Here is a 24,431-nt window from a genome sequence, read left to right on the forward strand (position 1 = left end):
GTCGCCACGGCGGGCCGTGCCGCTTCGCAAACTTTCCCGGTTGCGCAATGATCAGGTAAAACGATCTGCTGGTGCGGCGGGAGAGCCTGGTCGGCTCGGCGGACGCCGCTTTCGACGCGCCCTCGGCCAGGACGGACACGGGTACTCCCATGACGCACCGATGATCAGCGACGGCAGGTCCGAGGGTGCGCCTGACGGCGGGTCCGCCGGTGTGCGCGGCGGCGGGTCCGGCGGCGTGCCCGAGGACGTATCCGCCGACGTATACGGCGGCGGGTCCGATGGCGGGTCCGGCGGCGGGTCCGATGGCACGTCGTACGCCGGGGGCACCGCGCGCCCGTGGCTCGCCGCCGACGCCCGCGGGTGGCGGGCGGCCGGGCCCAGGGCGGCGTGGGTGCGGCCGACGCTGCCCGCCGTGGTCCTGGTGGTCGCCGTGTTCGCCGCGGTCCTGATGAGTCCCGACCCCACCTGCACTCCGCAGGCGCCCTGCGGCGAGGAATGGGTGGACAAGACCGGCACGATGCTCTTCCTGCCCCACCTCGTGTGCCTGTTCTTCCTGCCGGAACTGGCCGTCCTGACCGCCCCGCTGCTCCTGCTCTACCTGGCCCGGCCCGGCCAGTGGGAGGGCGGGGCCGGCGAGAAGGTCGCGGCCGCGGTGGTCGTCGCCGCGCTGTGCTGGGGCTGGCTGGTTGTGGCGCAACGGCTGCGGGCCCGCCGCCGCCAGCGCGCCCTCATCGCGGAGGCCGCCGGGGGCGTCACCGCGTCCGCTCCCATGCCGGACGGCATCGAGCCGGGGCAGCGGGGCCTGTTCCGTCGGGTCGCCGGGCTGCTCATGTGCGCGGTGGGCGCCGCCCTGATCGTGACCGTCGTCGTACAGGACCGGTCCGATGACCGTACCGCGCGGGTGGCCGTGGCCCGGGACGTTCCCGTCGTCGCCTACAACCCGGACGATTACCTGCTCACGGTGCGCATGCCGGACGGCTCCCGTCACCGCTTCGACGTGGACGGCGACTACCGGGACGTCGGGACCGTGACCGTACTGCTCCACGGCGACTGGGTACGGCTGGCGGGCGAGCCGTACCCCGACGACCTGTCCCACTTCCTCCGCCAGGCCGGCGGCATGGCCCTCGTAGGGCTCGGCATCGCCTCGGCGCTCTCGGGGCAGCTCGCCCGCCGCCGCGTGCTCGCCCTTCGGCGCGGCCCGGTACCGGTCCTGCGGGCGCGTGCCCGGACGAGGGCGGACGGTTTCACCGAGATATACGGCGCCGATGGCCTCGGGTCCGAGGCGGTGCTGCACTACGAGCCGTTTCCGCACGCCCGTTCCGGCGTACACGACGTCATCCTCTACGGCGCGCTCAGCGAGGACGGCACTCTCGTCCTGACGTCCGCCGAGAGCGGCCCCGCCGCGAAGCCGTCCGTCGAGGTGTCCCTGTCCCCGATACGCGGCGGGCCGGCCGTCGACCACGGCGACGCGGGCTCGACGGCCGGGCGACGCGAGGCCGGACACCGTCAGGCCGCCGAGATCGACGTCCAGCGGGCCCTCGGCACCGTGGTGGCCGCCGCCGGGCCGGTGCGCTGGCACGCGGGGCCTGTCGCGCGCTGCGTCGGTGCGGTCATGCTCGTGACCGGAGCCGGAGCGGTGACGTCCGCCGCCGTCGGCGACTGGCCCTGGTCGCGCGTGCTCTGGTTCTCCTTCGTGGCCCTCACCTGGTTCTACGGCGGCTGGTGCCTCATGACCTGGCAGATCACCGCGGACAGCGTCGGCCTGCGCGTCCGCGGCCTCCCGTCCTCCCGCGCCCGCCACATCCCCTGGGACGCGGTCGGCCACGCCCGCTACGGTCGCGGCGGCGCCCTGACCATCACGTGCGTCGAGGCCGACCCCGAGGGTTCCGGTGCCCCGGGTGGCTGGGACGGGGGTTCCGGTGCCCCGGGTGGCTGGGACGAGGGTTCCGGTGCCCCGGGCGGCTTCGACGAGGGTTCCGGTTCCCCGGGTGGCCCCGGTCGTCACCGTGGGCTCGGCGGTTCCGAGGAGATCTCCCTCGGCGTGGTCGGCTGGCCCTTCGCCGAGCGCCTCCTCAAGCGGCCCGGCCGTGCCGCCGTCGCCGCCGCCGAGATCACCGCCATGATCCGCCAGCCTGGCCTCCGGCCCGGCCCTCCCGAACACCTTCCCTGACCCACGCCGCGTCTGCCCTGCTGGGGCCGGTGGTGACGTGCGGGCTCGTCGTGGCTGAGCGCGCAGTTCCTCGCGCCCCTAAATGCCCGTGCCTGGCCCTCGGCCGAGAGGCGGTGCGGGCCGTTAGGGGCGGGAGCGTCGTGGCTGAGCGTGCCCGCGCGGCGGCGGCCGCAGATTGAACACAGTCCCGCGCCCCTGAAAAGACCGGCCCACCGCCCGGACGAAAGACGGTGCGGCCCGTTAGGGGCGCGGGGAACTGCGCGGGCAACCCACCACCGGCCGGTGGTCCGGGAACAGCCGATCTGCCCCGTTGGGGCGGTGGTACGTGTGCGCTCGTTGTGGCTGAGCGCGCAGTTCCCCGCGCCCCTAAATGCCCGTGCCTGGCCCCCGGACAAGAGGCGGTGCGGGCCGTTAGGGGCGGGAGCGTCGTGGTTGAGCGCGCCCGCGCGGCGGGGGCCGTAGATCAAACACAGTCCCGCGCCCCTGAAAAGACCGGCCCACCGCCCGGACGAAAGACGGTGCGGCCCGTTAGGGGCGCGGGGAACTGCGCGGGCAACCCACCACCGGCCGGTGGTCCGGGAACAGCCGATCTGCCCCGTTGGGGCGGGTGGTGAGGTGCGGGAGCGCCGTGGCTGAGCGCGCCGCCCGCGCGCGGCGGCGGCGGGCGCAGATTAGACACGGTCCCGCGGCCCTTGAAGGATCGGCTCGCCGCCCGGGGGAGGGAACCGCGCTGGGGCCGCGCCCCCAAGGATGGGGGACCTCCCCGGAGGGGTCAGGCTCCGATTTTGGCGAGCAAATCGACGATTCGGGCCTGGACGTCGGGGCTGGTGGAGCGCTCGGCGAGGAAGAGGACGGTCTCGCCGGAGGCGAGGCGGGGGAGCTCGGCGGGGTCGATGTCGGCGGAGGTGTAGACGACCAGGGGGGTGTTGTTGAGGCGGGCGTTGCCGCGCAGCCAGTCGACGATGCCCTGGCGGCGGCGCCGGATGAGCATGAGGTCCATGACGACCAGGTTGGGATGCATCTGGGCGGCCTTGGACATGGCGTCGGTCTCGGAATCGGCGTGCGAGACCTGCATGCCGCGCCGTTCGAGCGTGGCCGCGAACGCCTGGGCGATCGGCTCGTGGCTCTCGACGAGCAGAACCCGCGGGGGGTGCTGCTCGCTGTCGCGCGGGGCGAGCGCCTTGAGGAGTACGGCCGGGTCGGCGCCGTACGCGGCCTCGCGGGTGGCCTGCCCGAGACCGGCCGTGACCAGGACGGGCACGTCGGCCGCCGCGGCGGCCTGCCGTAGCGACTGGAGCGCCGTACGCGTGATGGGCCCGGTGAGCGGGTCCACGAAGAGCGCGGCGGGCGGCTCGGCGATCTGCGCGTCGACCTCCTCGCGGGAGCGCACGATCACCGGCCGGTAGCCGCGGTCGGTCAGGGCCTGGCGGGTGGAGGTGTCCGGCTCGGGCCACACCAGCAGGCGGCGCGGCTCGTCGAAGGACTCCTCCATGCGGTCGTCGGCGATGTCGGTGACGTCGACCGCGCCATTGGGGCCGTCCAGCGGTTCGGGGCCCTCGGCGGCGCCCTCCGCGGGCGCGCCTATGGCGTACGCCCGGCCGCCCGCCTCACGCGGCACCGGCGGCTGGGACTTCGGAACGGGATCGGCCGCCGGGACCGGCCGCAGCAGCGCCGTCTCGCGGTCGTCGTCGTCCGGCGCCGGGGCCTGGCCGGGGATCGCGGACCGGCCCGCGCCGCGCTGCGGCTGGGGTTCGGGGCGGCGGATGGGGAGTTGACCGCTGTCCGGGTCGGCCTGCGGGTGCTGACGGGCCTGCGTCTCGCCGCCGGGACCGTGCTGTAGCTGTTGCTGTTGCTGTAGCTCGGGCCGGCCGTTCTGCTCGGGCTGGCCGTTCTGCTCGGGCTGACCCGGTTGTACGGGCTGACCCGGTTGTACGGGCTGCGGCTGCTGCGGCGGGTTCAGCCTGCGGCGGCGGCCGGAACCGCTCGCCGTCACCTGCGCGGGCAGCCCCGACTGGGCCTGCACCGCCTGCGTCTGGGTCTGCGGATCGCCCGCCTGCTGCCCGAACGGCATGCCCTGCCCGAGCGTACGCACGCTTATGGCACGGCCGTGGCTGCTCTGGGACGGGTCCTGCTGCGGCGCCGGGCCGCCGCGCTGCGGGGACGGTCCCGCCGTACCCGGTCCGGCCGCCGACGCGGCCGGAGCCTGCGGCGGCTGACCCTGGCCGGGCGACGGCGGCTGCGAGGACGGCGCCTGCTGCTGCGACGGCAGCGAGGTCGACGGCTGCGGATTCTGCGGCGCCGCGGGCCACGCGGTCGGCTGCGGCTGCGGGGGCTGCTGCGACGGCGCGGGCCACGACCGTGGCGGTACGGGTCCTTCCGGCTCCTCGTCCGCCGCCTGACCCGCGCTCTGGCCGGGGCTCGGCCAGGTCTGCGGCTGCGGCTGCCGCGGCGGCTCGGGCGCGTGGCCCTGCTGCTGCGGTACGACGGCGGCGCCGCTGTCCGGCGCGGCGGTCTCGATGGCGCGGCGCGCGCGACGGCCGGTGCCCGCCTCGGGAGCGGGAAGCCCGCGCGGGTCCTGGCCGGGGCTCTGCTGAACAGGCGGTTGGACGGCCGGCTGGACGGGCGGCAGGGCGTGCGGGACCTGGGCCTGCGGAATCTGCGGCTGCGGAAGGTGGGTCTGGGGGAGCGGGCTCTGCGGTAGCCCCGCCTGCGGCTGCGGAAGCTGGCTCTGCGGAAGCCCCGCCTGCGGAAGCGCGGACTGCCCCTGCGGGAGGGCGGGTTGACCCGCCGCGCCCCCGCCTCGTTCCTGCTCCTGGTCGTCGGTCCTGGCCCGCCGCGCCCTGCGGCCGGTGGGCTGCGCCCCGTCGGCGGGCGCGATCTCACGCCCCGCGCCGCCGTTGCCGCCCGCGCTCCCGCCGTCCGACTCGTCGCCGGGCCGACGCAGCGCGCGGCGCCGCCCGGTCGGGGCGGAGTCCTGGTCGGGCGCGGCCGGGATCGACCAGGGCGCGACCGCCGCCCCGCTGTCCTGCGGCGCCTGCCGCTGGTGCGGTCCCCGCCGTACGCCGCTCCCGGAGTCCGGCCCGGCGCCATTGCCCGCGCCCGGCGCCGCGTTCGACCCCTGCCCGGTGGTCCCGCGCATCGGCTCGGTCGGCAAGGGCATCACGGTGGTCTCGGACTCACGCGGCTGCTCCGACGCGTCGCCCGACCCCGACGTACCCGAGCCCGTACCCGAGCCCGTATCCGTACCCGTACCTGATTCCGTACCGCCGTCCGTACGGCCACCCGTGGCCGATTCCGTACCCGTACCCGAGGCGTCGGAAGCGGCGGCCGAGCCGTTCCTCTGACGGGCGCGGCCGACCGGGACCTCCAGGACGTACGCGCTGCCGCCGGGCACCTCGTGGGTCTGGAGCACGCCGCCGTGCCGTTCCACGATGCCGCGGGCGAGCGGGAGATGGACGGGGTCGCCGCCCGCGTGCGGGCCGCGGACGTCGATCCTTATGACGTCGCCGCGCTGGGCCGCCGCGACCACGATCGTCGAGTCGCCGGCGTACGCGATGGCGTTGCCCGCCGAGTCGACGCCCGCGACGTCGGCGACGAGGTGGGCGAGGGCCTGCGCCATCCGCTCGGCGTCCAGGGACGCCTCGATCGGCGGCGCGTGCACCGCGTACTGCGCGCGCCCCGGCCCGATCAGCTCGACCGCGCCCTCCACGGCCGCGGCCACCACCTTGTCGAGCCCGACCGTCTCGCGCCGCAGCTTGTCCTCGCCGCGGTCGAGCCGCTGGAAGGCCAGCACGTTGTCGATGAGGGTGGTGATGCGGGAGTAGCCGGCGGACAGGTGGTGCAGGATCTGGTTGGCCTCGGGCCAGAGCTGCCCGGCCGGGTCGGCGGCCAGGCCCGTCAGCTCGCCGCGCAGTTCGGCCAGCGGCCCGCGCAGCGAGGTGTCGAGCAGCGCGCCGAGTTGCAGTGCGCGGGCGGCGAGCGCGTCGTACGCCGTACGGTCGGTGAACGTCATCACCGCGCCGACGAGCTGGTCGCCGTCCCGTACCGGCGCCGTCGTCAGGTCCACCGGCACCGCGCGGCCGTCCTTGCGCCACAGCACCTGGCCGCGGACGCGGTGCTTGCGCCCGGAGCGCAGCGTGTCGGCGAGCGGGGTCTCCTCGTACGGCAGCGGAGAACCGTCCCTGCGCGAGTGGTGCACCAGCGGGTGCAGCTCCTTGCCGCCCAGGTCGGTCGCCCGGTGGCCGAGGATCTGCGCGGCCGACGGGTTGACGAGGACGACCTTGCCCGCGGTGTCCACACCGACCACGCCCTCGGCCGCCGCGCGCAGGATCATCTCCGTCTGGCGCTGCTGGCGGGCCAGTTCGGCCTCGGTGTCGAGCGTGCCGGTGAGGTCGCGGACCACCAGCATCAGCAGCTCGTCGCCGGTGTAGTGGGGCGGCTGGGGCTCACCGAAGTCGGCGTACGGGGTGCGCGGGTCCTCCAGATTGGCGCTGGTGACCTCGACCGGGAACTCCGTGCCGTCGGTCCGCCGCGCCACCATCCGGGTGGGCTTCGTGCGGGTGTCCTCCGCGGCCTCGCGCGGGCTGCGCATCGAGCCGGGAATCCGCTTGGAGTCAAAGGAGGGCAGCAGATCGAGCAGGCCCCGCCCCACCAGCGCCGTACCCGGCGACTCGAACGTCTCGATCGCTATCGCGTTGGCGTTGACCACCGTGCCGTTGACGTCGACCAGCAGCAGCGCGTCGGGCAGGGCATCGAGTATCGAGGCGAGGCGAGCAGCGCCTCTGGATGGCCTGCTGCTCACGAGACGCGTCCTCCCTGTTACCGCACGTGCCGCACTGTCCTGCGCCGCCGTTTTCCCGCGCTGATGTCCGCTCTTGCTTGCGCTTTCGTTTCCGCTCTTGTGCTGCCAGCTCTCACGGGCGGGCGGCTTGTCACGGGCGGCCCATCTTGCCGCCACCCCCGGGACATGTCACTAGACCGAGTGTACGGGTCGGGCCCCCTCGCGCGGCCCCGGATGTCCATGTGCCCCTTGGGAGCGGGGTGTTCGGGCGCCGCGTTCGGCCGGGGGCGCGCGGGTGTGGCGTACGTCACGAACGTACGGTCGTGTCCGTCCGTGTACCTCCGGCGCTCGCGTCGGCGCTGTTCACCGCGTCGCTCGCGGTATTCGCGCCGTTCAGGCCGTTCGCGCCGTTCGCGGCCGGGAGCGCGGGCACCATCCGCTGCCAGCGCGACACCTCGCAGCCGTTCGTCCTGCTGTACTCCTCGTCGACCGTCCGGCCCCGCCACACGCCCGTCACATGGGCCGTCTGCGGTCCCCCGTAGATCATCGAGCACATCTGCCCCGCGGGCACCGCACGCTCCGGTCCCCCGATCTCCACGAGATGCTCACACGCCGGGTCGGTCTCCTCCTTCGCCCCGGCGGGGCCGCAGTCGAGGGTGTACGTCCGCGGCTGGGCGTCGGGCGCCGCCGCGTACGTCACGGTCAGGCGGCTCTCCATCAGCCGCTCGACGGGGGTGGGGCGCGGGACGCCGACCGCCGCGGCGCCGCCGGCGGCCACGAGGGGAGCGGCGAGGGGCGCGGCCAGGGTGAGAAACGCGAGGACGGTACGGGTGCCCTGGGGTGCGCGGGTGCCCTTCGGGGCGCGGTTCCGCGTCGTACGGGGTGCGGTGGCTCGGGGGTTTCGCATGCGCCCCTCCCTACCCGCGCGGGCCCGCCCGCCCCCGCAACCCACTCCTTCGTGGGCGCGTCCCCGCACTACCCCTTTGCCCTGCCCACCGGCGGCCTTGTACCGTAGTCTGCGATTGGTCGCGGCCCGCACGGCTGTGTCATCATCTGCACACGCGCCCGCTCACCCGGGCACGTACCAGGAGGCGTCGCCTAGTCCGGTCTATGGCGCCGCACTGCTAATGCGGTTTGGGCTTTACCGTCCATCGAGGGTTCAAATCCCTCCGCCTCCGCCACCACCCCGGAGCCCCGCCCGTCCTCCACCGACGGCGGGGCTCCTTCCGTTCCACCCCCCGGCCCCCACCCCATTCCCGCAGGTCACCCCGCCTCCCGGTTATGGATTTCACCTCCCGCCACACCTCATGTAATGTTGTTCCCGCAACGCCGACCGGCCCAAAACCCCGCGAAGCGCTCGCACTCGTAGCTCAACGGATAGAGCATCTGACTACGGATCAGAAGGTTGCAGGTTCGAATCCTGCCGAGTGCACCACAGGTCAGAGGCCCTGTGCCCCTTCGGGGGTGCGGGGCTTCTGTCGTAATTTCTCACAATCGCCGAATGATCTTGCGTCAGCGCAACAGCTCGGCAAGCTTCTCCGAACCGGCCCGCAGTGACTGAGGGTCAGGGTGCACGTAAGTCCGCTTCGTGAACGACAGATCCGAGTGGCCCGCCCACGCCGACACGGAGGTTTCCGGGCGCCGGGCGGGCAGCGGGCGGACCTCGAAGCTGGGCACCGGGTTGGCGTACTGACGGTGCTTCGGATCGAGGCTCACGACATCCTCGCTTTCAGGTCGCTCTGGATTCGGGTGGCTCGGAGCTGGCCGACGCCGTAGCGGTCCTTGAGTACGCGGATCGACGCCGCGAGGCCCTGCGGGTGGCAATCCGCGTCCACCGGTCACGGGTGATCTGCGCCGCGTCCCGCCCCCGCTGGGCCAGGCCGAACCGGGACAGCAGCCGCTCCCGCAGCTCCCCCCCGGTCACCACCCACACCAGTACCCCTGGCGTACCCGGCACCCCGAGGGCGCCCAGGTTTTGCCGGGCCATCAGCGCCATGGAGAACAGCGCCACCTCGGCGGCGGCGAACATCACCACCCGCTCCGTACCGGACGCTCATGGGGTGCTCCGAGGGGGGTCGGAAAGGCCCGCTACGGTGGCAGCCATGGAAAAGCGGGGGGACGGGTCGCCGCTGAGCGCGATCAAGTGGGCGTTGGTCACCGGGGTGGTGCTGGCCGCGGGGGCGCTGGTGCCGATGCTGTGGGGCAACGCCACCTGGCCGCAGTCGCGGCACGCGCTCTGGGTCACCGTGCCGGTGCCGGTGGTGGCGGTGCTTGTCGTCAGGCTGGTGCTGCCCTGGCGCGAGCGGCGGGCGGCGCGGCGGGCGGCGGATCGGGCTGCGTTCACTTCGTCCTCCGGATCGAATGACCAGTGATTCGCGGCCGGGCCAGCAGCCCGGGGTGAACGCCCACAGGACGGGCTGGCAGGCCACCCAGTGGGCGGCCGTGGCGGCGGGGTCGGCGCCTCGCCCGGCCAGGTGCGGGAACGCCAGCGCCAGGCCGAGCAGGGCACCGAGGACGATGTGTCTCATGACGGCTCACCCGCCCGGACGGCGTCGAGGCGGCGGCCGGCCGGGACGATGCGCCGGGCGGCGTCCGGGGTGAGGAGCGCGGCACCGCGCTCGACCGCGTCGGCCAGCTCCCGCAGGTTGGTGGCGAACGCGACGGCGTCGGCGCGGTTGGTGGTCCGCAGCAGGTCGCGGCCGTCGTTGCCCTCCCAGATCACCAGGTGCGTGGTCCGGTCCTCCTCGGAACTGACGTTGACGACGAGCGTCGCGCCCGGCGTGGTGATGTCGGCGAAGGTCGCCTCGCACACCCCTTCCTGGTGCCACACGCCGTCGCAGCCGGGGATGCGGTGCTGGTCGACGGTCTGGTCTCGTGTCGGCCGTGGCGTTCGCGTGGCGGTGTGAGGTGACGGTCCGGCAGATGTGAAGAGGGGTAAGCACAGTCGGGGGCGGCGGAGGGTGAGCGACGCGCCGGGGGATGTGGTCTGAACGGGGCAAAAATGGTGTGAAGGTGTGTGAATAAGTCACATTATTCGTATCTATGACTTCGTTGGGCACGTACGTCCCCCTTCTCGGGCCATCAGGGTCCGAGGGCGTGCCCTCGCGAAGGAGTCCCATGCGTTCCGCTCGTGCTCTCGCCGCTCTCGCCATCTCCAGCATTGCCCTCAGCGGCGGCGCTCTGGCGCTCTCCGCCCCGATGGCGTCCGCCGAGACGGGTCCCCACTCGGAGATCTGTGAGCAGGCCCAGGTCAAGACCCATGAAGCGCAGAAGGAGCTCGACCGGCTGGAGAAGCTGCCGAACAAGACGCCGGAGATCCGTAAGCAGATCGCCACGGCCGAGGAGATCCTGGAGCAGGCGCAGGTCGGCGAGCGGGACGCGTGCGCGAGCGTCACCGGTCCGGTGCACGCCGGTTCCGGCGGCCTGGCGGGCGGGATCAGCGGCACCGAGATGACCGCGGGCGCGGCTGTGCTCGCCGTCGCGGTCGCCGGTGGCGTCGTGATGATGCGCCGCCGTTCCGTCGAGGGCTGACCTCGGTTCCACCTCCGCCCCTTGTGGCCGCGCGCCCCGCTCGAAGCGGAGCGCGCGACCGCAGGGGGCGTCATACGTCCGCAGCTCGTTCGGCACCAGGCACCAGGCACCAGGCACCAGGCGTCAGGTGCTAAGCGCCAATCGCTAGGCGCCAGGCGCCAGGCGCTGATCGCTGGGCCCCGGCCCGAGGCGGACGGACGCAGACTTCGAGAAAGGCCCGCCCCGCATGCAGCACCCCCGCGCCGCCCACCGCCGCCGCCATGCGGGCCTCGCACTGCTCCTGGCAGGCATGGCCGTGGGCGGCTTCCTCGTGGTCGACAGCGCCTCCGGCACCGGACTCACCCCGCCCAGGCCCTCGGCCGCCGACGCCTTCTCCGGCCCCGTCGCACCGGCCGTCCCGGCCCCCGCGGTGGACCCGCTGCCGCCGTCGCCGCCCACCCGCATCACGATCCCCGAGATCGGCGTCGACGCGCCGATGACCGGTCTCACCACGGACAAGGACCACACCCTGCAACCCCCGCCGCCGGACGACAAGAACCTCGCCGGGTGGTACCGGAACGGCCCCACGCCCGGCAGCACCGGCACCGCGGTCGTCGTCGGACACCTCGACACCCACAGCGGCCCCGCCGTCTTCTACCGCATCGGCCAGCTCCACAAGCAGAACACCCTCACCGTGCGGCGCCAGGACGGCCGCACCGCCGTCTTCACCGTCGACGCCGTCGAGCAGTACGAGAAGAGCGACTTCCCCAGCGAGAAGGTCTACCGGCAGGCCACCCGCCCCGAACTCCGCCTGATCACCTGCGCCGGCACCTACTCCCGGGCCACCAGCTACAGCGCCAACATCGTCGTCTACGCCCACCTCACGAAGGTCGGTCCGCCCGCTCCCGCCCCGGTGGCGTCTCCCGTGGCCACGGCAGCCTCGGCGCCTCCGGCCTCCCCCGCCGCTACGTGGACCGCGCCGTGGTGAACGGGAGGAGCTGAGCCGCGGTCTGCGGCGGCGACGCAGCCGCAGCCGCAGCCGCAGACGCAGCCGCAGCCTCGGCCTCGTCCGTGTCGACCACCTCGCCGCCGGGGTCGGCTGGAGCCGCGAGCGCCTGTGGACCCGCTTCCACGCCCAACTCGGCTTCCTGCCCGAACCGTTACGGCGCGCCCGCGGGCGCGGGCCGTCGCGGCGGGCGAGGTGATCCTCAGTGGCGGAGTCGAACCCGGCGCCCTCGTGGCCTCGTTGACCCGCCTCTCCTGCCTCCCCGGCCTCGCCCCGGACGCCGCCCGGACGATCGCCCACCGCCTCGGCGCCCGGCTCCGGCGCGCCGCGTACCGCCCGTAAAGCCCTCGCGTCCCGCCCGCCCGGGTCCGTAGCATCCGGCCCGTGCTGACGATCCCCAGTCGGGAACTGACCCCCGCCGACCACGAACTCATCGCGTACGCCCGCGCCATCGTCGACGAGAACACCGACGGCGACGGCGGCGTCCACACCATGGGCGCCGCCGTCCGTGACGCGGACGGACGCATGCACGGCGGCATCAACCTCTACCACTTCACCGGCGGGCCCTGCGCCGAACTCGTCGCCCTCGGCCACGCCCGAGCCTGCGGGGCGCGGCAGTTGACCACCATCGTGGCTGTCGGGAACCTCGGCCGCGGCCCCGTCGGCCCGTGCGGCCGCGACCGCCAGATCCTCTTCGACTACCACCCGTCCATCCGCGTCCTCCTGCCCACCCCGGACGGCGTCCGGAGCGCCCGCATCACCGACCTGATGCCCCTCGCCGCCCTCTGGACCCCGGACGAGGGCACCCAGCCCTTCGACCCGGCGCTCTTCACCGACCCCGCGCCGGAGGATCCTCCACCTGGAAGGTGACCCCTTCTGCCTCGGCCGCGCCGCAGACGCGGAGCATGCGGTGTTGCGACGGGGTGCAGCGCACCGTCGTGCCCCGGGGGAGGCGGAGGGTGGTGCCTGCGCAGTGGGCGTCGAGGAAGGAGAGCGGGGTGAGGTCGAGGAGGGCGGGCGGGGGGTCGCTGGTGAAGGCGGCGCGGAGGGCGAGGTCGAAGTGGAGGCGGGTGGCGAGGTCGGCGGTGCCGGTGAGGCGGAGGCAGGAGCCGGTGCGGTCGGCGTGGAGGGTGTCGAGGGAGGGCAGGACGGCGAGCGGGTGCAGGGCGGCGATACGTGAGAGCAGGGGCGCCGGGACGGCGCCGTGGTCGTACTCGCAGATCGCGGTGAAGCCGGTCCTGGCCGAGAAGGGCGTCAACTCCGCTTCGTAGGAAGAGAGTTCGGACTCGGGGAGGCCGGAGTGCGCGGCGGCGGCCCACGTCATGTCGCCGACCACCCGCATGCCGGTGAAGCCGCGCCGCCGCGCGGTGCTGGTGCCCGCCGCCCAGAAGGCCGTACGGGCCGCCGGGTCGAAGGCGCCGGACGCGGGGTCGTAGCCGGGGGCTTCGGAGGAGAGCGCCAACTGCCCGGTGCGCGCGCAGCGTTCGGCGGGGACGCCGTGCGCGGAGAGATGGGCGAGGGCGTCAGGACCGGCGGTGTCCCCGCCGGTGAAGATCATGACGCGCTCACCGAGGGCGAGGCCCGCGACGGTGAAGGCGGCGCGCACCGCCCACCGGTCGTCGTCGCCGTGGATTCCGAGGCAGGCGTGGTCACCGGGGCCCATACGGTCGACCGCGACCGCCCGCGGTATCGCCTCGGCCACCGACGTACACCCGGCCCCGCTCCCGTCATGGCCGCCTGCCGCGACCGACCGGTCGCGCTCCGCGCCCACGGGGTCACCGCGGCCACCCCCGCCGCCCGCCATGCCACCTCCCATGGACCGAACGTACGCCGCCCGCACCAACCTTTCGGCCCGCGCATCGCATATCGGCCGCCGATGACGAAAAGTGCCCAGGAAGATGCCCAGAACGACCGCCGAACCGTCCGCCTCCGACCGTTCACCCCTTGATCGTTCTCCGCGCCGGAGTCGGCACCCGGTCCCGCGCGGCACCCGCCGCCGTGCGCACCGCCATGCGGACCGCCGTACGGCCCGCCGCGCGCACCGCCGCAAACAACCCTCACCCCGATTCTCAGACGATTCACAGAATCGGCCAAGGCTCCTCTCATAGCGCGCGCACAGGGTGAACACCATGCCTTCCACATCGATGAGCACCGCCACCGCAGCCCCCGCGACCGCGCACGCGGCCACCACCGCCACCGCCACCGACCTCGCGCGCCCCGACGGCTCGCCGGTACGCGTCCTCGTCGTCGACGACGAGGCGCCGCTCGCCGACCTGCTGTCGATGGCGCTGCGCTACGAGGGCTGGCAGGTACGCACCGAGGCCGACGGCGCGGGCGCGCTGCGGGCGGCCCGCGAGACCCGGCCCGACGCGGTCGTGCTCGACGTGATGCTGCCGGACATGGACGGCCTGGAGGTGCTGGCGAAGCTGCGCCGCGACACCCCGGACGTCCCCGTGCTGTTCCTGACCGCGAAGGACGCGGTCGAGGACCGGATCGCCGGGCTCACCGCGGGCGGCGACGACTACGTCACCAAGCCGTTCAGCCTGGAGGAGGTGGTGGCCAGGCTCCGCGGCCTGCTGCGCCGCTCGGGCGCCGCCGCCGTACGCAACGAGTCGCTGCTGGTCGTCGGCGACCTCGTACTGAACGAGGACAGCCACGAGGTCAGCCGCGGCGGCGACAACGTCCACCTCACCGCGACCGAGTTCGAGCTGCTGCGGTACCTGATGCGCAATCCGCGCCGGGTGCTGAGCAAGGCGCAGATCCTCGACCGCGTGTGGTCGTACGACTTCGGCGGTCAGGCCAACGTCGTGGAGCTGTACATCAGTTACCTGCGCCGCAAGCTCGACGCCGGCCGCGCGCCGATGATCCACACCCGGCGCGGCGCGGGCTACCTGATCAAGCCCGGCGAGCCCGCCGCCTGACGACCCCGGAAGCCGAGACGATGCCCCACGCCTCCCCGCCCCCTACTCCCCACGCCTCCCCGCCCCCCACTCCGCGCGCCGACCCGAAGCCCAACTCCCGTACCCGCAAGCGCCCCTGGTCCCGTCCCTGGTCCCGCCCCTGGTCCCTGCGCCGCAGGCTCGTCGCGTCCTGCGTCGCGCTCGTCGCCGTCGTGTGCGCGGTCATCGGCGCGGTCACCATATTCGCGCTGCACGACTTCCTGTACGGGCAGCTCGACGGCAAGGTGCAGGACGTGGCGGTACGGGCGGCGGGGCCGCACGGCGGCCCCGGGGACGGCCCGGAGGCCAACCGCGCGGCACGGCTCCCGCAGAGTCCGCTCACCGAGCGGCCGTTCGGATTCCTGGCGGGCGGTGGCCAGCCCGGCGAGACCGTCGGGGCGATCGTCGGCGCGAACGGCACGGTCACGCGGGCCGCGGTCAGCGCGACACCGTCCGGCGGCGGCCTGCTCGAAGCGGACCCGCTCACCGCGCGGCAGACCGCCGCCTTCGCCTCCGTACCGAGGGACGGCAAGGCCCACACCCTCAGCGTCCCCGGCCTCGGCACGTACCGCGTCGCGTCGGCGCAGCAGTCCTCGGACGGCAGCACCGTACTGGTCGGCCTGTCCACCAGCGGGATCGAGGACACCCTCAACACCCTGATCTGGGTGGAGTTCTCGGTCGCCGCCGCCGGTCTCGTCGCGGCGGGCCTCGCGGGCGCGGCGCTGATGCGGATCGCCCTGCAACCACTGCGCCGGGTCGCCGCGACGGCCACCCGCGTGTCCGAACTCCCGCTGCACAGCGGTGAGGTGGCGCTGCACGAACGCGTCCCCGACTCCGACACCGACCCGCGGACCGAGGTCGGCCAGGTCGGCGCGGCGCTCAACCGCATGCTGGGGCACGTGGGTTCGGCCCTGCACGCGCGGCAGGAGAGCGAGACACGGGTCAGGCAGTTCGTCGCGGACGCCAGCCACGAGCTGCGTACGCCACTGGCCTCGATCCGCGGCTACGCCGAACTCACCCGCCGCGGAAGGGAACCCGTCGGCCCCGACACCCGGCACGCGCTCGGCCGGATCGAGTCCGAGGCCGGACGGATGACGACCCTCGTCGAGGATCTGCTGCTGCTGGCCAGACTGGACGCGGGCCGCCCGCTCAGCTTCGCCGAGACCGACCTGTCCCCGCTGGTCGTGGACGCGGTCAGCGACGCCCGCGCGGCGGGCCGCGACCACATCTGGCGGCTCGACCTGCCCGACGACCCGGCGACCGTGCACGGCGACGCGCAGCGCCTCCACCAGGTGCTGACCAATCTGCTGGCCAACGCCCGCACCCACACCCCGGCCGGTACGACGGTCACCGCCCGCGTCGTACGCGACGGGCCCGGCGTCCTGCTCCAGGTCCAGGACGACGGCCCCGGCATCCCCGCCGACCTGCGACGCCATGTCTTCGAGCGGTTCGCGCGCGGCGACGCCTCCCGTACCCGGACGGCCGCCGCCGCGCGGTCCGGCAGTACGGGGCTCGGCCTGGCGATCGTGCGCTCGGTGGTCACCGCGCACGGCGGCGAGGTGTCCGTGGACAGCGTGCCCGGACGTACGGTCTTCACCGTCCGGCTGCGCGCCGCACACTCACAGCCGCCGCTCAGGCTCGCCACAACGTCGTGACAGCGCGCCCGCCGAGGGTCGGATCATGCGAACCCAACTCGGCAATCTGCCCGCCCGGCAGCACCTGCCGGCCGCGGGCACAGCTCCGGAACACCCGGCCGGGCCCGGTGCCCAGGCGGCCCCGGTCCTCGACGTCGTCATCCCCGTGTACAACGAGGAGAACGACCTGGAGCCCTGCGTCCGCCGCCTGCACGCGCATCTGTCGGGCACCTTCCCCTACCCCTTCCGGATCACCGTCGCCGACAACGCCAGTACGGACCTGACGTCCGCGGTGGCGAAGGCGCTGGCCGCCGAACTCCCCGAGGTCGAGTCCTTCAGGCTCGAACAGAAGGGCCGCGGAAGGGCGTTGAGGACGGTGTGGTCCGCCTCCGACGCGCCCGTGCTGGCGTACATGGACGTGGATCTGTCCACCGACCTCAACGCGCTGCTCCCGCTGGTCGCGCCGCTGATCTCCGGCCACTCCGACCTGGCGATCGGCTCGCGGCTCGCCCGCTCCTCGCGGGTGGTGCGCGGCGCGAAGCGGGAGTTCATCTCCCGCGCCTACAACCTGATACTGCGCGGCTCGCTGGCCGCGCGCTTCTCCGACGCGCAGTGCGGATTCAAGGCCATCAGGGGCGATGTCGCCCAGCGGCTGCTGCCGATGGTCGAGGACACCGGCTGGTTCTTCGACACCGAGATGCTGGTGCTCGCCGAACGCGCGGGCCTGCGCATCCACGAGGTGCCGGTCGACTGGGTCGACGACCCGGACAGCAGCGTCGACCTCGTCCGCACCGCCACCGACGACCTGCGCGGCGTCTGGCGGGTCGGCCGGGCCCTGGCCACCGGGCAGTTGGCGCTCGACCGGCTGCGGCGGCCCTTCGGGGACGACCCGCGCGACCGCGAACTCACCGGCGTGCCCGCCGGGTTGGCGCGGCAGCTCGTCGGCTTCTGCGTCGTCGGGGCGCTCAGCACGCTGGTCTACCTGGCGCTCTTCTCGCTCTTCCGGCTCGGCACCGGCTCCCAAGTGGCCAACGCCCTGGCGCTGTTGCTCTCCGCCTTCGGCAACACCGCCGCCAACCGGCGGCTCACCTTCGGCGTACGCGGGCGCGACCAGGCCGTACGCCACCAGGCGCAGGGCCTCGTCGTCTTCGCCATCGGCCTCGCCCTGACCAGCGGTTCACTGGCCGCCCTGCACGCGGCGACCGCCCACCCGGACCACGGCACGGAACTGGCCGTCCTGATCGCGGCGAACCTCGCGGCGACGGTGCTCAGATTCCTGCTCTTCCGGGCGTGGGTCTTCCCCGAGGGCGCGACCGGCGGCGCGGCCTTCCCCGAGGGCGCGACCGGCGGCTCGGCTTTCCGCGAGGGCGCGACCGGCGGCGCGGCCTTCCGCGACGGTGAGACGGTCACGGCGGCCTGCCGCGACGGTGAGACGGTCACGGGGGCCGGCCCCGTCTCGTACGAGGCCCGGTCCGCCGACCTCCCGGCCCACGAAACCCCTTCCCCCCGCGACGACTTGAGGAGGGCGCGATGAGCGCGCCGGGCAACACCACAGTGGACACGGACGTGTTCGGGCATCCGGTCGCGGAACCGGCGCCGCGACCAGCGGGGCACCGGGGAGGGCTCGCGCGGCGGACCTGGCGGGGCCGGGCGGAGGACGCCGCCTGGGTGCGCCCCGCGTTCTTCGCCCTGCTGCTCGGCACCCTGGTCCTCTACCTGTGGAATCTGAGCGCCGCCGGATACGCCAACTCCTTCTACTCCGCGGCCGTCCAGGCCGGGAGCCAGAGCTGGAAGGCGTTCTTCTTCGGCTCCTCCGACGCCGCGAATTCCATCACCGTCGACAAGCCGCCCGCCGCGCTGTGGCCGATGGCCCTGTCGGTGCGGCTGTTCGGCCTCGGCTCCTGGCAGATCCTCGTGCCGGAGGCGCTGATGGGCGTCGCCACGGTCGGCGTGCTCTACGCGGCCGTACGCCGCCGGTTCAGCGCGGGCGCGGGCCTGATCGCGGGCGCCGTCCTGGCGCTCACCCCCGTCGCGGCGCTGATGTTCCGCTTCAACAACCCCGACGCGCTGCTGGCGTTGCTGATGGTCGTCGCCGTCTACGGCGTGCTGCGCGCGCTGGAGGACGCCCGGTCGAAGTGGCTGCTGATCGCGGGCGTCGCGCTCGGCTTCGCCTTCCTCACCAAGACCCTCCAGGCGTGGCTGATCGTGCCGCCGCTCGCGCTGGTCTACGCGGTCTGCGCGCCGACGACGCCGCGCCGCCGTATCGGCCAACTCCTCGCCGCGGGCGGTGCGATGGTGGTGTCCGGCGGCTGGTGGGTGACGATCGTCGAGTTGTGGCCGACGTCGTCCCGCCCGTACATCGGCGGCTCGCAGGACAACAGCTTCCTGTCGCTGACCTTCGGCTACAACGGCTTCGGCCGCATCACCGGCAACGAGACCGGCAGCGTCGGCGGAGGCGGCGGGGGCCGCGGTGGCGGCGGTGGCGGTGGCGGGATGTGGGGCGAGACCGGCATCGGGCGGCTCTTCAACTCCGAGATGGGCGGCCAGATCGCCTGGCTGCTGCCCGCGGCCTTCGTCCTGCTCGCCGCGGGACTGTGGCTGACCTGGCGCGCCAAGCGCACCGACACCGTCCGCGCGGCGTTCCTGGTGTGGGGCGGCGCGCTGCTGATCACCTTCGCGACCTTCAGCTTCATGTCCGGGATCTTCCACCAGTACTACAACATCGCCCTCGCCCCCTACATCGCCGCCGTCGTCGGCATGGGCACGGCACTGCTGTGGGCCCGGCGCACGCACATCGCCGCCGCGGCCGTGCTCGCCGTGACCGTCGCGGGCACCGGCGTGTGGTCGTACGTACTCCTCGACCGTTCCTCCGACTGGCTCCCGTGGCTGCGCGGCGCGGTCCTGATCGGCGGGTTCGTCGCCGCCGCGGGGCTGCTCGCGGGTGCGATGCCCGGGGTACGGGTCGCCGCCCGGCTCGGCGTGATCGCCGCGTTCGTCGGCGTCGCCGCGGCGCTCGGCGGGCCCGTCGCGTACACCCTCAACACCGTGAACACCGGTCACTCCGGCTCCATCGTGACCGCGGGGCCCGCCGTCCAGGGCGGCATGGGCGGCTTCGGCGGCGGCGGACGTCCCGGCGGCGGTGGCGGTGGCCGCGGCGGCATGCCGCCCGGCATGGGCGGCGGCCCCACCAACGGCCAGGGCCAGGGCCAGGGTCAGGGCCAGGGCCAAGGTCAGGGGCAGGGCATGCCCGGCGGCCAGAACGGGCAGACCGGCCAGGGCGGCCCCTTCGGCGGCGGCCAGAACGGCCAGACCGGTCAGAACGGTCAGACCATGCCCGGCACCGGCCGCACCGGCCAGGACGGCGCCCCGGGCGCCCCCGGCGGCAACGGCGGCGGCATGGGCGGCCTGCTCAACGGCACCCAGGTCAGCTCCGCCATGAAGAAGCTGCTCCTCGCCGATTCCGGCGACTACACCTGGGTCGCCGCCGCGATCGGCTCCCAGAACCAGGCCAGCTACCAGCTCGCCACCGGAAAGCCGGTGATGTCCATCGGCGGCTTCAACGGCAGCGACCCCTCGCCCACCCTCGCCCAGTTCCAGAAGTACGTGGCCGAGGGGAAGATCCACTACTTCCTCGGCGGCGGCCAGGGCGGCGGCGGTGGCATGGGCGGCAGCGGTACCGCGTCCGCCATCACCACCTGGGTCGAGGCCCACTACACGGCCAAGACCGTGGGCGGCACGACGGTCTACGACCTGACCGCGCCCACGTCCTGACGCTCTCGTCCCCCGACCGCGCCGCGGCGGCGCCCCGCACACCCGGGGGCGCCGCCGCGGCGCATTCCTTTACGGCTTCGCAATCCACCCCATGTTTAGCTGAATCCGGCGCGACGGGTGCGACGGCCACGACGTACCCCCACGCACGCCGTACGCGGCACGCGTGAGCGCGCCAGGACGTACGGAACAGCGGAACAGGCGGAAGCGAGGAAGCCATGCGGGTGCTCATCGTCGAGGACGAGGTGTTCCTGGCCGAAGCGATCCAGACCGGCCTGCGCCGGGAGAGCATCGCGGCCGACGTGGTGCACGACGGCGACACCGCCCTCGAACACGTCGCGGTCAACGACTACGACGTGGTCGTCCTCGACCGCGACGTCCCCGGCACGCACGGGGACGACGTCTGCGCGCGGATCGTCGCCGACCACCCCCGTACCCGCGTGCTGATGCTCACCGCGGCGCGGACCCTCGACGACAAGGTCACCGGCTTCGAGCGGGGCGCGGACGACTACGTCGCGAAGCCGTTCGACTTCCCCGAGCTGGTCCTGCGGCTGCGCGCCCTGGAGCGGCGCAATCAGCCCGCCGCGCCCCCGTCCCTGGAGGCGGCCGGGGTCGGCCTCGACCCGTACCGCCGCGAGGTGAGCAGGAACGGACGGCAGGTACGGCTCAGCCGCAAGGAATTCGCCGTCCTCGAACTGCTCATGCGGGCCGGCGGCGGTGTGCTCAGCGCCGAGCGGCTGCTGGAGAAGGCGTGGGACATGAACGCCGACCCGTTCACGAACACCATCCGCGTGACCATCTCCAACCTCCGCAAGAAGCTCGGCAAGCCGTGGGTGATCCAGACCGTCCCCGGCAGCGGCTACCGCTTCGGCGCCCCCGTACCCGACGCGACCGACCGGGACCGGCCGTGACCGACAGGACGTCCCCCCTCGGCATGCTGTCCTGGCGCCCGCGGATGACGATGCGCGCCCGCCTGACCCTCACCTACGCGACCCTTCTGACGGCCACCGGCGCGCTGATGCTGGGCACCGTGTACGTCTTCATGCGGTACGTGCCGACGTACGCGATCCTGCCGTCGAAACTGGAGGAGGGCATGTCCGTGCCCGGGGTGAAGGTCGCCCCGTCGCCGGTCAGCCCCACCAACAGTGACGCCGACACGGCCTCGGCCCTGCACCTGAGCAGCGCCTCCGACATCCTCAACACGCTGCTGATCGTCTCGGCCGTCGTGCTCGTCGTCCTCGCGGTGATCGGCGCGGTGATCGGCTGGGTCGTCGCGGGCCGGGTGCTGCGCCCGCTGGCGGCGATCAACTCGGCCGCGAAGCTCGCCGCGACGGGCGCGCTCGACCACCGCATCGGCATGCGCGGCCCCGGGGACGAGGTGCACGACCTCGCGGACACCTTCGACGACATGCTCGAAAAGCTCGACAGCTCCTTCCAGGCGCACCGCAGGTTCGCGGCCAACGCCTCCCACGAGCTGCGGACGCCCCTGGCGGCCAACCAGACGATGCTGGAGGTCGCGCTGGCCGACCGCGAGCCCGACCCCGAGGTCGGCTACCCCGAACTGCGCGAGGTCGCCGAGCGCGTCTACCGGACCAACCGGCGCAACATCGAGACCGTCGACTCGCTGCTGACCCTCGCCGAGATCGGCGCGCGCGGCGTCCGCCGGGACGGCCTCGACCTCGCCCGGATCGCGGCGGACGCGCTGCGCGACCTGCACGACGAACTCGACGCCTCGGGCGTCCGGGCCGGCCTCGACCTCCGCCCCGCCGCGGCCGTCGGCGATCCCGTGCTCCTGCACCGGGCGGTCGCCAATCTCCTCCAGAACGCGGTGCGGCACAACGTGGCGGGCGGCTCGCTCCAGGTGCGTACGGGACCGGCCCCGGAAGGCGGCGCCGAGGTGCGCGTGGTCAACACCGGACCCGTGGTGCCGGAAGGCACCGTCGCCTCCCTCACCGAGCCCTTCGTGCGCGGCACGGGACGTACGGCCGGGCGGTCTGAGGGGCGCGCCGGCGGGCAGCGGCATCACGGCCTCGGGCTGGCGATCGTCGCCGCCGTCGCCGACGTGCACGACGCGGCGCTCGGCATCGCCGCGAACCCCGGCGGCGGGCTCACCGTGACCTTCGCGCTGCCCGCGCGCGGTGTCATCAAAAGCTAAAAGAATCCCTTGACTCCCTCGCAACCGCGCGATCGATGGACTGTCCGGGACGAGCGGCACCACGGGGTGCCGCGCCGAAAGGACGACACCATGTTCCTTACGAAGCAGCGCCGGCGCCTGCTCGGGTCCGTGGCCGCGGTACCGCTGACGATCGTGCTCCTCGGGGCCTGCGGCGGCGGCACCGACGGCGGCGGCACGGCTGACACCGGCAAGCCCACCGCCAAGGCGAAGAGCTTCGAGGACTGGCAGCTCGCCTTCTCCACGTGCATGCGCGACGAGGGCATCGACTTCCCCGACCCGGGCAAGGGCGGCCTCGCCGTCACCGAGTCGCAGGACGCCTCGGAGATGGCCGCGCTGGAGAAGGCCAGTACGAAGTGCCGCGGGACGCTCGGCGACCCGCCGCCCGTACCCGGCATGGAGAACAAGACGGACGAGCAGTTGCAGGAGGACGCGCTCAAGAGCGCCAAGTGCTTCCGCGACAACGGCGTGGACGTCCCCGACCCCGGCAAGGGCGTCATCGGCCTGACCGTCCCGCAGGACGCACCCAAGGACGTGGTCGCCAAGTGCGCGAGCGGCGGCAACGCGGACATGGGGGGCGTGCGCCCCAATGGCTAGGAAACGCTTCGCCGTGACCGGCGCCGCCCTCGCGGTCGTCCTCCTGCTCGGGGGCGGCGGCGCCGCCGGGATCTACGCGTACGGCAGTGACCGCTCGCCCGCGACCGCCAAGGAGACCCCGCACGTCGAGACCGCGCCGGTCGAGCGCGGCACGCTCACCGGTACGACCAAGAACTCCGGCACCCTCGCCTTCGCCGTCGCGCGCGACATCGCGGGCGGCCTGGACGGCGTGGTCACCCAACTGCCCGCCACCGGCACGCGGATCAGGCTCGGCCAGCGGCTCTTCGCGGTCGACAACGTGCCGGTGTTCCTCTTCCGCGGGCCGCTTCCCGCCTGGCGCGCCTTCCGCGCCGGGATGGACGACGGGCCCGACGTCAGGCAGTTGGAGCGCGGCCTCGCCAAGCTCGGGTACTTCGGCCTCGCACCCGACGAGAAGTTCACCGCGCGCACCGCGGAGGCGGTCCGCGCCTGGCAGAAGGCCACGGGCCAGCGCCGTACCGGCACCGTCGAACTCGGCCGCGTCGTCTTCGTGCCGGGGGACGTACGCGTCGCCGCCGTGAAGGTGTCCGTCGGCGACCGGCTCGGCGCGGGCGCGCCGGTCCTCGGCATCACGGGACTCGACAAGAAGGTGGACGTCGACCTCAAGCTCGCCGATCAGCAACTGGCCGTCGTGGGCGGCAAGGTGACCATCGACCTGCCCTCGGGCACGTCCACGAAGGGCACGATCACCGGTGTCGGGGTGCCCACGGAGAAGGAGGGCGGCACCGGCAAGGCCGTGGTGATCCCCGTCGTCGTCTCGCTGGCCGACCCCGCCGCGGTGGGCGCGCTCCAGCAGGCGACGGTGACCGTCAACTTCCCATCGGCGACGCGCGAGCACGTGCTGTCCGTACCCGTCGGCGCCCTCCAGGCCCTCGACGGCGACCGGTTCGGGGTCGAGGTCGTCGGACCCGACGGCAGGACCACGCGCGTCCCCGTGAGGACCGGCCTGTTCGCGGGCGGCCGGGTGGAGATCTCCGGCGACGGCGTCGCCGAGGGTCAGAGGGTCGTGGTGCCGGGACTGTGAGCGACACCAGGGAACTCAGCGGCGGCCGCGACGAGTTCGGCGGCGGCGACAGCGGCGACAGCGGCGACAGCGGCGACAGCGGTGACAGCGGTGACAGCGTTGGCATCGTCGTACTGCGCGATGTCGAGCGCGGTTACGGCGAGCCTCCGGTACTCGCGTGCGCGGGAGTGAGCCTGACCGTGCGGAAAGGCGAACTGGTCGCGCTCGTCGGCCCCAGCGGCTCCGGCAAATCGACCCTCCTCAACCTGATCGGGACCCTCGACCGGCCCACCGCGGGCTCGGTCGCCATCGAAGGGGTGGATGTGAACGACCTCTCCGACCGTGCCCTGTCCGCCTTGCGCGCGCACCGGATCGGCTTCGTGTTCCAGCAGTTCCACCTGGCCGACGGCGTCACCGCGCTCGACAACGTGGCCGACGGGCTGCTCTATTCGGGCGTCCCCCGCTCCGAGCGGCGCGAGCGCGCGCGGGCCGTCCTCGACCGCGTCGGGCTCGCCCACCGCCACGACCACAAGTCGAACCAGCTCTCCGGCGGCGAGCGGCAGCGCGTCGCCATCGCACGCGCCGTGGTCGGCGACCCGCCGCTGCTCCTCGCGGACGAGCCGACCGGCAACCTCGACTCGGCCTCCGGCGCGGGGGTCGTCGAGCTCCTGCACGAGATCAACGCCCAGGGCACCACCGTCCTGGTCATCACTCACGACGCCGAGCTGGCCGCCCGCCTGCCCCGCCGGATCGCCATCCGCGACGGACGAGTCCTGTCGGACTCGGGCCCGGCCGGGGCGTCCACAGCGCCC

At 73.8% G+C, this 24,431-nt stretch carries 19 protein-coding genes, 2 tRNA genes and 1 pseudogene; 16 read left to right on the forward strand and 6 right to left on the reverse strand.

Annotated features, from left to right (window positions below; translation table 11 throughout):
- Nucleotides 1-160 precede the first annotated feature (160 nt).
- Nucleotides 161-2,170 (forward strand): hypothetical protein, encoded by a 2,010-nt coding sequence (locus tag ACFY9V_RS02990; RefSeq protein WP_391158978.1) that lies wholly within the window; start codon nt 161-163, stop codon nt 2,168-2,170.
- Nucleotides 2,171-2,942: 772 nt separating this feature from the next.
- Here ACFY9V_RS02990 and ACFY9V_RS02995 read toward each other — a convergent pair.
- Nucleotides 2,943-6,971: a PAS domain-containing protein gene (locus ACFY9V_RS02995; RefSeq protein WP_391158980.1), complete on the reverse strand. Its 4,029-nt coding sequence runs from the start codon at nt 6,969-6,971 to the stop codon at nt 2,943-2,945.
- 286 nt (nt 6,972-7,257) lie between these two features.
- On the reverse strand, nt 7,258-7,857 hold the full coding sequence (locus ACFY9V_RS03000) for an SSI family serine proteinase inhibitor (protein ID WP_391042205.1): 600 nt from the start codon (nt 7,855-7,857) through the stop codon (nt 7,258-7,260).
- 180 nt (nt 7,858-8,037) lie between these two features.
- Between ACFY9V_RS03000 and ACFY9V_RS03005 the strand changes: the two genes are divergently transcribed.
- A tRNA-Ser gene (locus tag ACFY9V_RS03005) sits at nt 8,038-8,131 on the forward strand.
- A 178-nt stretch (nt 8,132-8,309) separates the two neighbouring features.
- Nucleotides 8,310-8,385, forward strand: a tRNA-Arg gene (locus tag ACFY9V_RS03010).
- A 77-nt stretch (nt 8,386-8,462) separates the two neighbouring features.
- Here the strand turns inward: ACFY9V_RS03010 and ACFY9V_RS03015 are convergent.
- Together ACFY9V_RS03015 and ACFY9V_RS03020 are read right to left on the reverse strand one after the other, a co-directional pair.
- Complete coding sequence (locus ACFY9V_RS03015) at nt 8,463-8,666, reverse strand: hypothetical protein (protein ID WP_391158983.1); 204 nt, start codon at nt 8,664-8,666, stop codon at nt 8,463-8,465.
- Nucleotides 8,667-8,679: 13 nt separating this feature from the next.
- On the reverse strand, nt 8,680-8,979 hold the full coding sequence (locus ACFY9V_RS03020) for a hypothetical protein (protein ID WP_391158986.1): 300 nt from the start codon (nt 8,977-8,979) through the stop codon (nt 8,680-8,682).
- Nucleotides 8,980-9,052: 73 nt separating this feature from the next.
- Here ACFY9V_RS03020 and ACFY9V_RS03025 point away from each other — a divergent pair, with 73 nt between their 5' ends.
- On the forward strand, nt 9,053-9,322 hold the full coding sequence (locus tag ACFY9V_RS03025; protein WP_391158988.1) for a hypothetical protein: 270 nt from the start codon (nt 9,053-9,055) through the stop codon (nt 9,320-9,322).
- A 152-nt stretch (nt 9,323-9,474) separates the two neighbouring features.
- Here the strand turns inward: ACFY9V_RS03025 and ACFY9V_RS03030 are convergent, their stop codons facing one another.
- Complete coding sequence (locus tag ACFY9V_RS03030; protein WP_391158991.1) at nt 9,475-9,780, reverse strand: hypothetical protein; 306 nt, start codon at nt 9,778-9,780, stop codon at nt 9,475-9,477.
- 287 nt (nt 9,781-10,067) lie between these two features.
- Between ACFY9V_RS03030 and ACFY9V_RS03035 the strand changes: the two genes are divergently transcribed.
- The 3 genes from ACFY9V_RS03035 to ACFY9V_RS03045 all read left to right on the forward strand — a co-directional run bounded on the left by ACFY9V_RS03035 (nt 10,068) and on the right by ACFY9V_RS03045 (nt 12,336).
- On the forward strand, nt 10,068-10,481 hold the full coding sequence (locus tag ACFY9V_RS03035; RefSeq protein ID WP_391158993.1) for a hypothetical protein: 414 nt from the start codon (nt 10,068-10,070) through the stop codon (nt 10,479-10,481).
- A 226-nt stretch (nt 10,482-10,707) separates the two neighbouring features.
- The gene (locus tag ACFY9V_RS03040) at nt 10,708-11,448 is read left to right on the forward strand and encodes a class F sortase (protein WP_391158995.1); all 741 of its coding nucleotides are present in this window, start codon (nt 10,708-10,710) and stop codon (nt 11,446-11,448) included.
- Between the two features lie 402 nt (nt 11,449-11,850).
- Nucleotides 11,851-12,336: a cytidine deaminase family protein gene (locus ACFY9V_RS03045; RefSeq protein ID WP_391158996.1), complete on the forward strand. Its 486-nt coding sequence runs from the start codon at nt 11,851-11,853 to the stop codon at nt 12,334-12,336.
- Here the strand turns inward: ACFY9V_RS03045 and ACFY9V_RS03050 are convergent.
- On the reverse strand, nt 12,296-13,168 hold the full coding sequence (locus ACFY9V_RS03050) for an MEDS domain-containing protein (RefSeq protein WP_391158999.1): 873 nt from the start codon (nt 13,166-13,168) through the stop codon (nt 12,296-12,298). The genes ACFY9V_RS03045 and ACFY9V_RS03050 overlap by 41 nt on opposite strands.
- A 442-nt stretch (nt 13,169-13,610) precedes the next feature.
- On the opposite strand from ACFY9V_RS03050, the gene ACFY9V_RS03055 reads away from it, so the two are divergent.
- From ACFY9V_RS03055 to ACFY9V_RS03095, 9 genes and pseudogenes are all read left to right on the forward strand, one after another.
- Nucleotides 13,611-14,387, forward strand: coding sequence for a response regulator transcription factor (locus ACFY9V_RS03055; protein ID WP_355336754.1), 777 nt, complete (start codon nt 13,611-13,613; stop codon nt 14,385-14,387).
- A 20-nt stretch (nt 14,388-14,407) separates the two neighbouring features.
- Nucleotides 14,408-16,060 (forward strand): ATP-binding protein, encoded by a 1,653-nt coding sequence (locus ACFY9V_RS03060; protein ID WP_391159002.1) that lies wholly within the window; start codon nt 14,408-14,410, stop codon nt 16,058-16,060.
- Between the two features lie 25 nt (nt 16,061-16,085).
- The gene (locus tag ACFY9V_RS03065) at nt 16,086-17,573 is read left to right on the forward strand and encodes a glycosyltransferase (protein WP_391159004.1); all 1,488 of its coding nucleotides are present in this window, start codon (nt 16,086-16,088) and stop codon (nt 17,571-17,573) included.
- Complete coding sequence (locus ACFY9V_RS03070) at nt 17,570-19,810, forward strand: glycosyltransferase family 39 protein (RefSeq protein ID WP_391159006.1); 2,241 nt, start codon at nt 17,570-17,572, stop codon at nt 19,808-19,810. The genes ACFY9V_RS03065 and ACFY9V_RS03070 overlap by 4 nt, the downstream gene beginning before the upstream one ends.
- A gap of 215 nt (nt 19,811-20,025) precedes the next feature.
- Complete coding sequence (locus tag ACFY9V_RS03075; RefSeq protein ID WP_355336540.1) at nt 20,026-20,718, forward strand: response regulator transcription factor; 693 nt, start codon at nt 20,026-20,028, stop codon at nt 20,716-20,718.
- Complete coding sequence (locus ACFY9V_RS03080; RefSeq protein WP_391159008.1) at nt 20,715-21,962, forward strand: ATP-binding protein; 1,248 nt, start codon at nt 20,715-20,717, stop codon at nt 21,960-21,962. Before ACFY9V_RS03075 ends, ACFY9V_RS03080 begins: the two co-directional genes overlap by 4 nt.
- Nucleotides 21,963-22,052: 90 nt before the next feature.
- Complete coding sequence (locus ACFY9V_RS03085; protein WP_355336538.1) at nt 22,053-22,577, forward strand: hypothetical protein; 525 nt, start codon at nt 22,053-22,055, stop codon at nt 22,575-22,577.
- Nucleotides 22,570-23,640: a peptidoglycan-binding protein gene (locus tag ACFY9V_RS03090; protein WP_391159010.1), complete on the forward strand. Its 1,071-nt coding sequence runs from the start codon at nt 22,570-22,572 to the stop codon at nt 23,638-23,640. Before ACFY9V_RS03085 ends, ACFY9V_RS03090 begins: the two co-directional genes overlap by 8 nt.
- Nucleotides 23,641-23,744: 104 nt before the next feature.
- Nucleotides 23,745-24,419, forward strand: a pseudogene (locus tag ACFY9V_RS03095) (ABC transporter ATP-binding protein); the annotation flags it as partial.
- Between the last annotated feature and the right edge of the window lie 12 nt (nt 24,420-24,431).

The organism is Streptomyces sp. NPDC008317, assembly GCF_042955955.1.
GTDB lineage: Bacteria > Actinomycetota > Actinomycetes > Streptomycetales > Streptomycetaceae > Actinacidiphila.

What these genes read in the sequence shown, in the direction of transcription:
- ACFY9V_RS02990 (WP_391158978.1), top strand. Translation starts at nt 161, where the DNA reads ATGATCAGCGACGGCAGGTCCGAGGGTGCGCCTGACGGCGGGTCCGCC.
- ACFY9V_RS03000 (WP_391042205.1), bottom strand. Translation starts at nt 7,857, where the DNA reads ATGCGAAACCCCCGAGCCACCGCACCCCGTACGACGCGGAACCGCGCC.
- ACFY9V_RS03020 (WP_391158986.1), bottom strand. Translation starts at nt 8,979, where the DNA reads ATGTTCGCCGCCGCCGAGGTGGCGCTGTTCTCCATGGCGCTGATGGCC.
- ACFY9V_RS03025 (WP_391158988.1), top strand. Translation starts at nt 9,053, where the DNA reads ATGGAAAAGCGGGGGGACGGGTCGCCGCTGAGCGCGATCAAGTGGGCG.
- ACFY9V_RS03035 (WP_391158993.1), top strand. Translation starts at nt 10,068, where the DNA reads ATGCGTTCCGCTCGTGCTCTCGCCGCTCTCGCCATCTCCAGCATTGCC.
- ACFY9V_RS03040 (WP_391158995.1), top strand. Translation starts at nt 10,708, where the DNA reads ATGCAGCACCCCCGCGCCGCCCACCGCCGCCGCCATGCGGGCCTCGCA.
- ACFY9V_RS03055 (WP_355336754.1), top strand. Translation starts at nt 13,611, where the DNA reads ATGAGCACCGCCACCGCAGCCCCCGCGACCGCGCACGCGGCCACCACC.
- ACFY9V_RS03060 (WP_391159002.1), top strand. Translation starts at nt 14,408, where the DNA reads ATGCCCCACGCCTCCCCGCCCCCTACTCCCCACGCCTCCCCGCCCCCC.
- ACFY9V_RS03065 (WP_391159004.1), top strand. Translation starts at nt 16,086, where the DNA reads ATGCGAACCCAACTCGGCAATCTGCCCGCCCGGCAGCACCTGCCGGCC.
- ACFY9V_RS03070 (WP_391159006.1), top strand. Translation starts at nt 17,570, where the DNA reads ATGAGCGCGCCGGGCAACACCACAGTGGACACGGACGTGTTCGGGCAT.
- ACFY9V_RS03075 (WP_355336540.1), top strand. Translation starts at nt 20,026, where the DNA reads ATGCGGGTGCTCATCGTCGAGGACGAGGTGTTCCTGGCCGAAGCGATC.
- ACFY9V_RS03085 (WP_355336538.1), top strand. Translation starts at nt 22,053, where the DNA reads ATGTTCCTTACGAAGCAGCGCCGGCGCCTGCTCGGGTCCGTGGCCGCG.
- ACFY9V_RS03090 (WP_391159010.1), top strand. Translation starts at nt 22,570, where the DNA reads ATGGCTAGGAAACGCTTCGCCGTGACCGGCGCCGCCCTCGCGGTCGTC.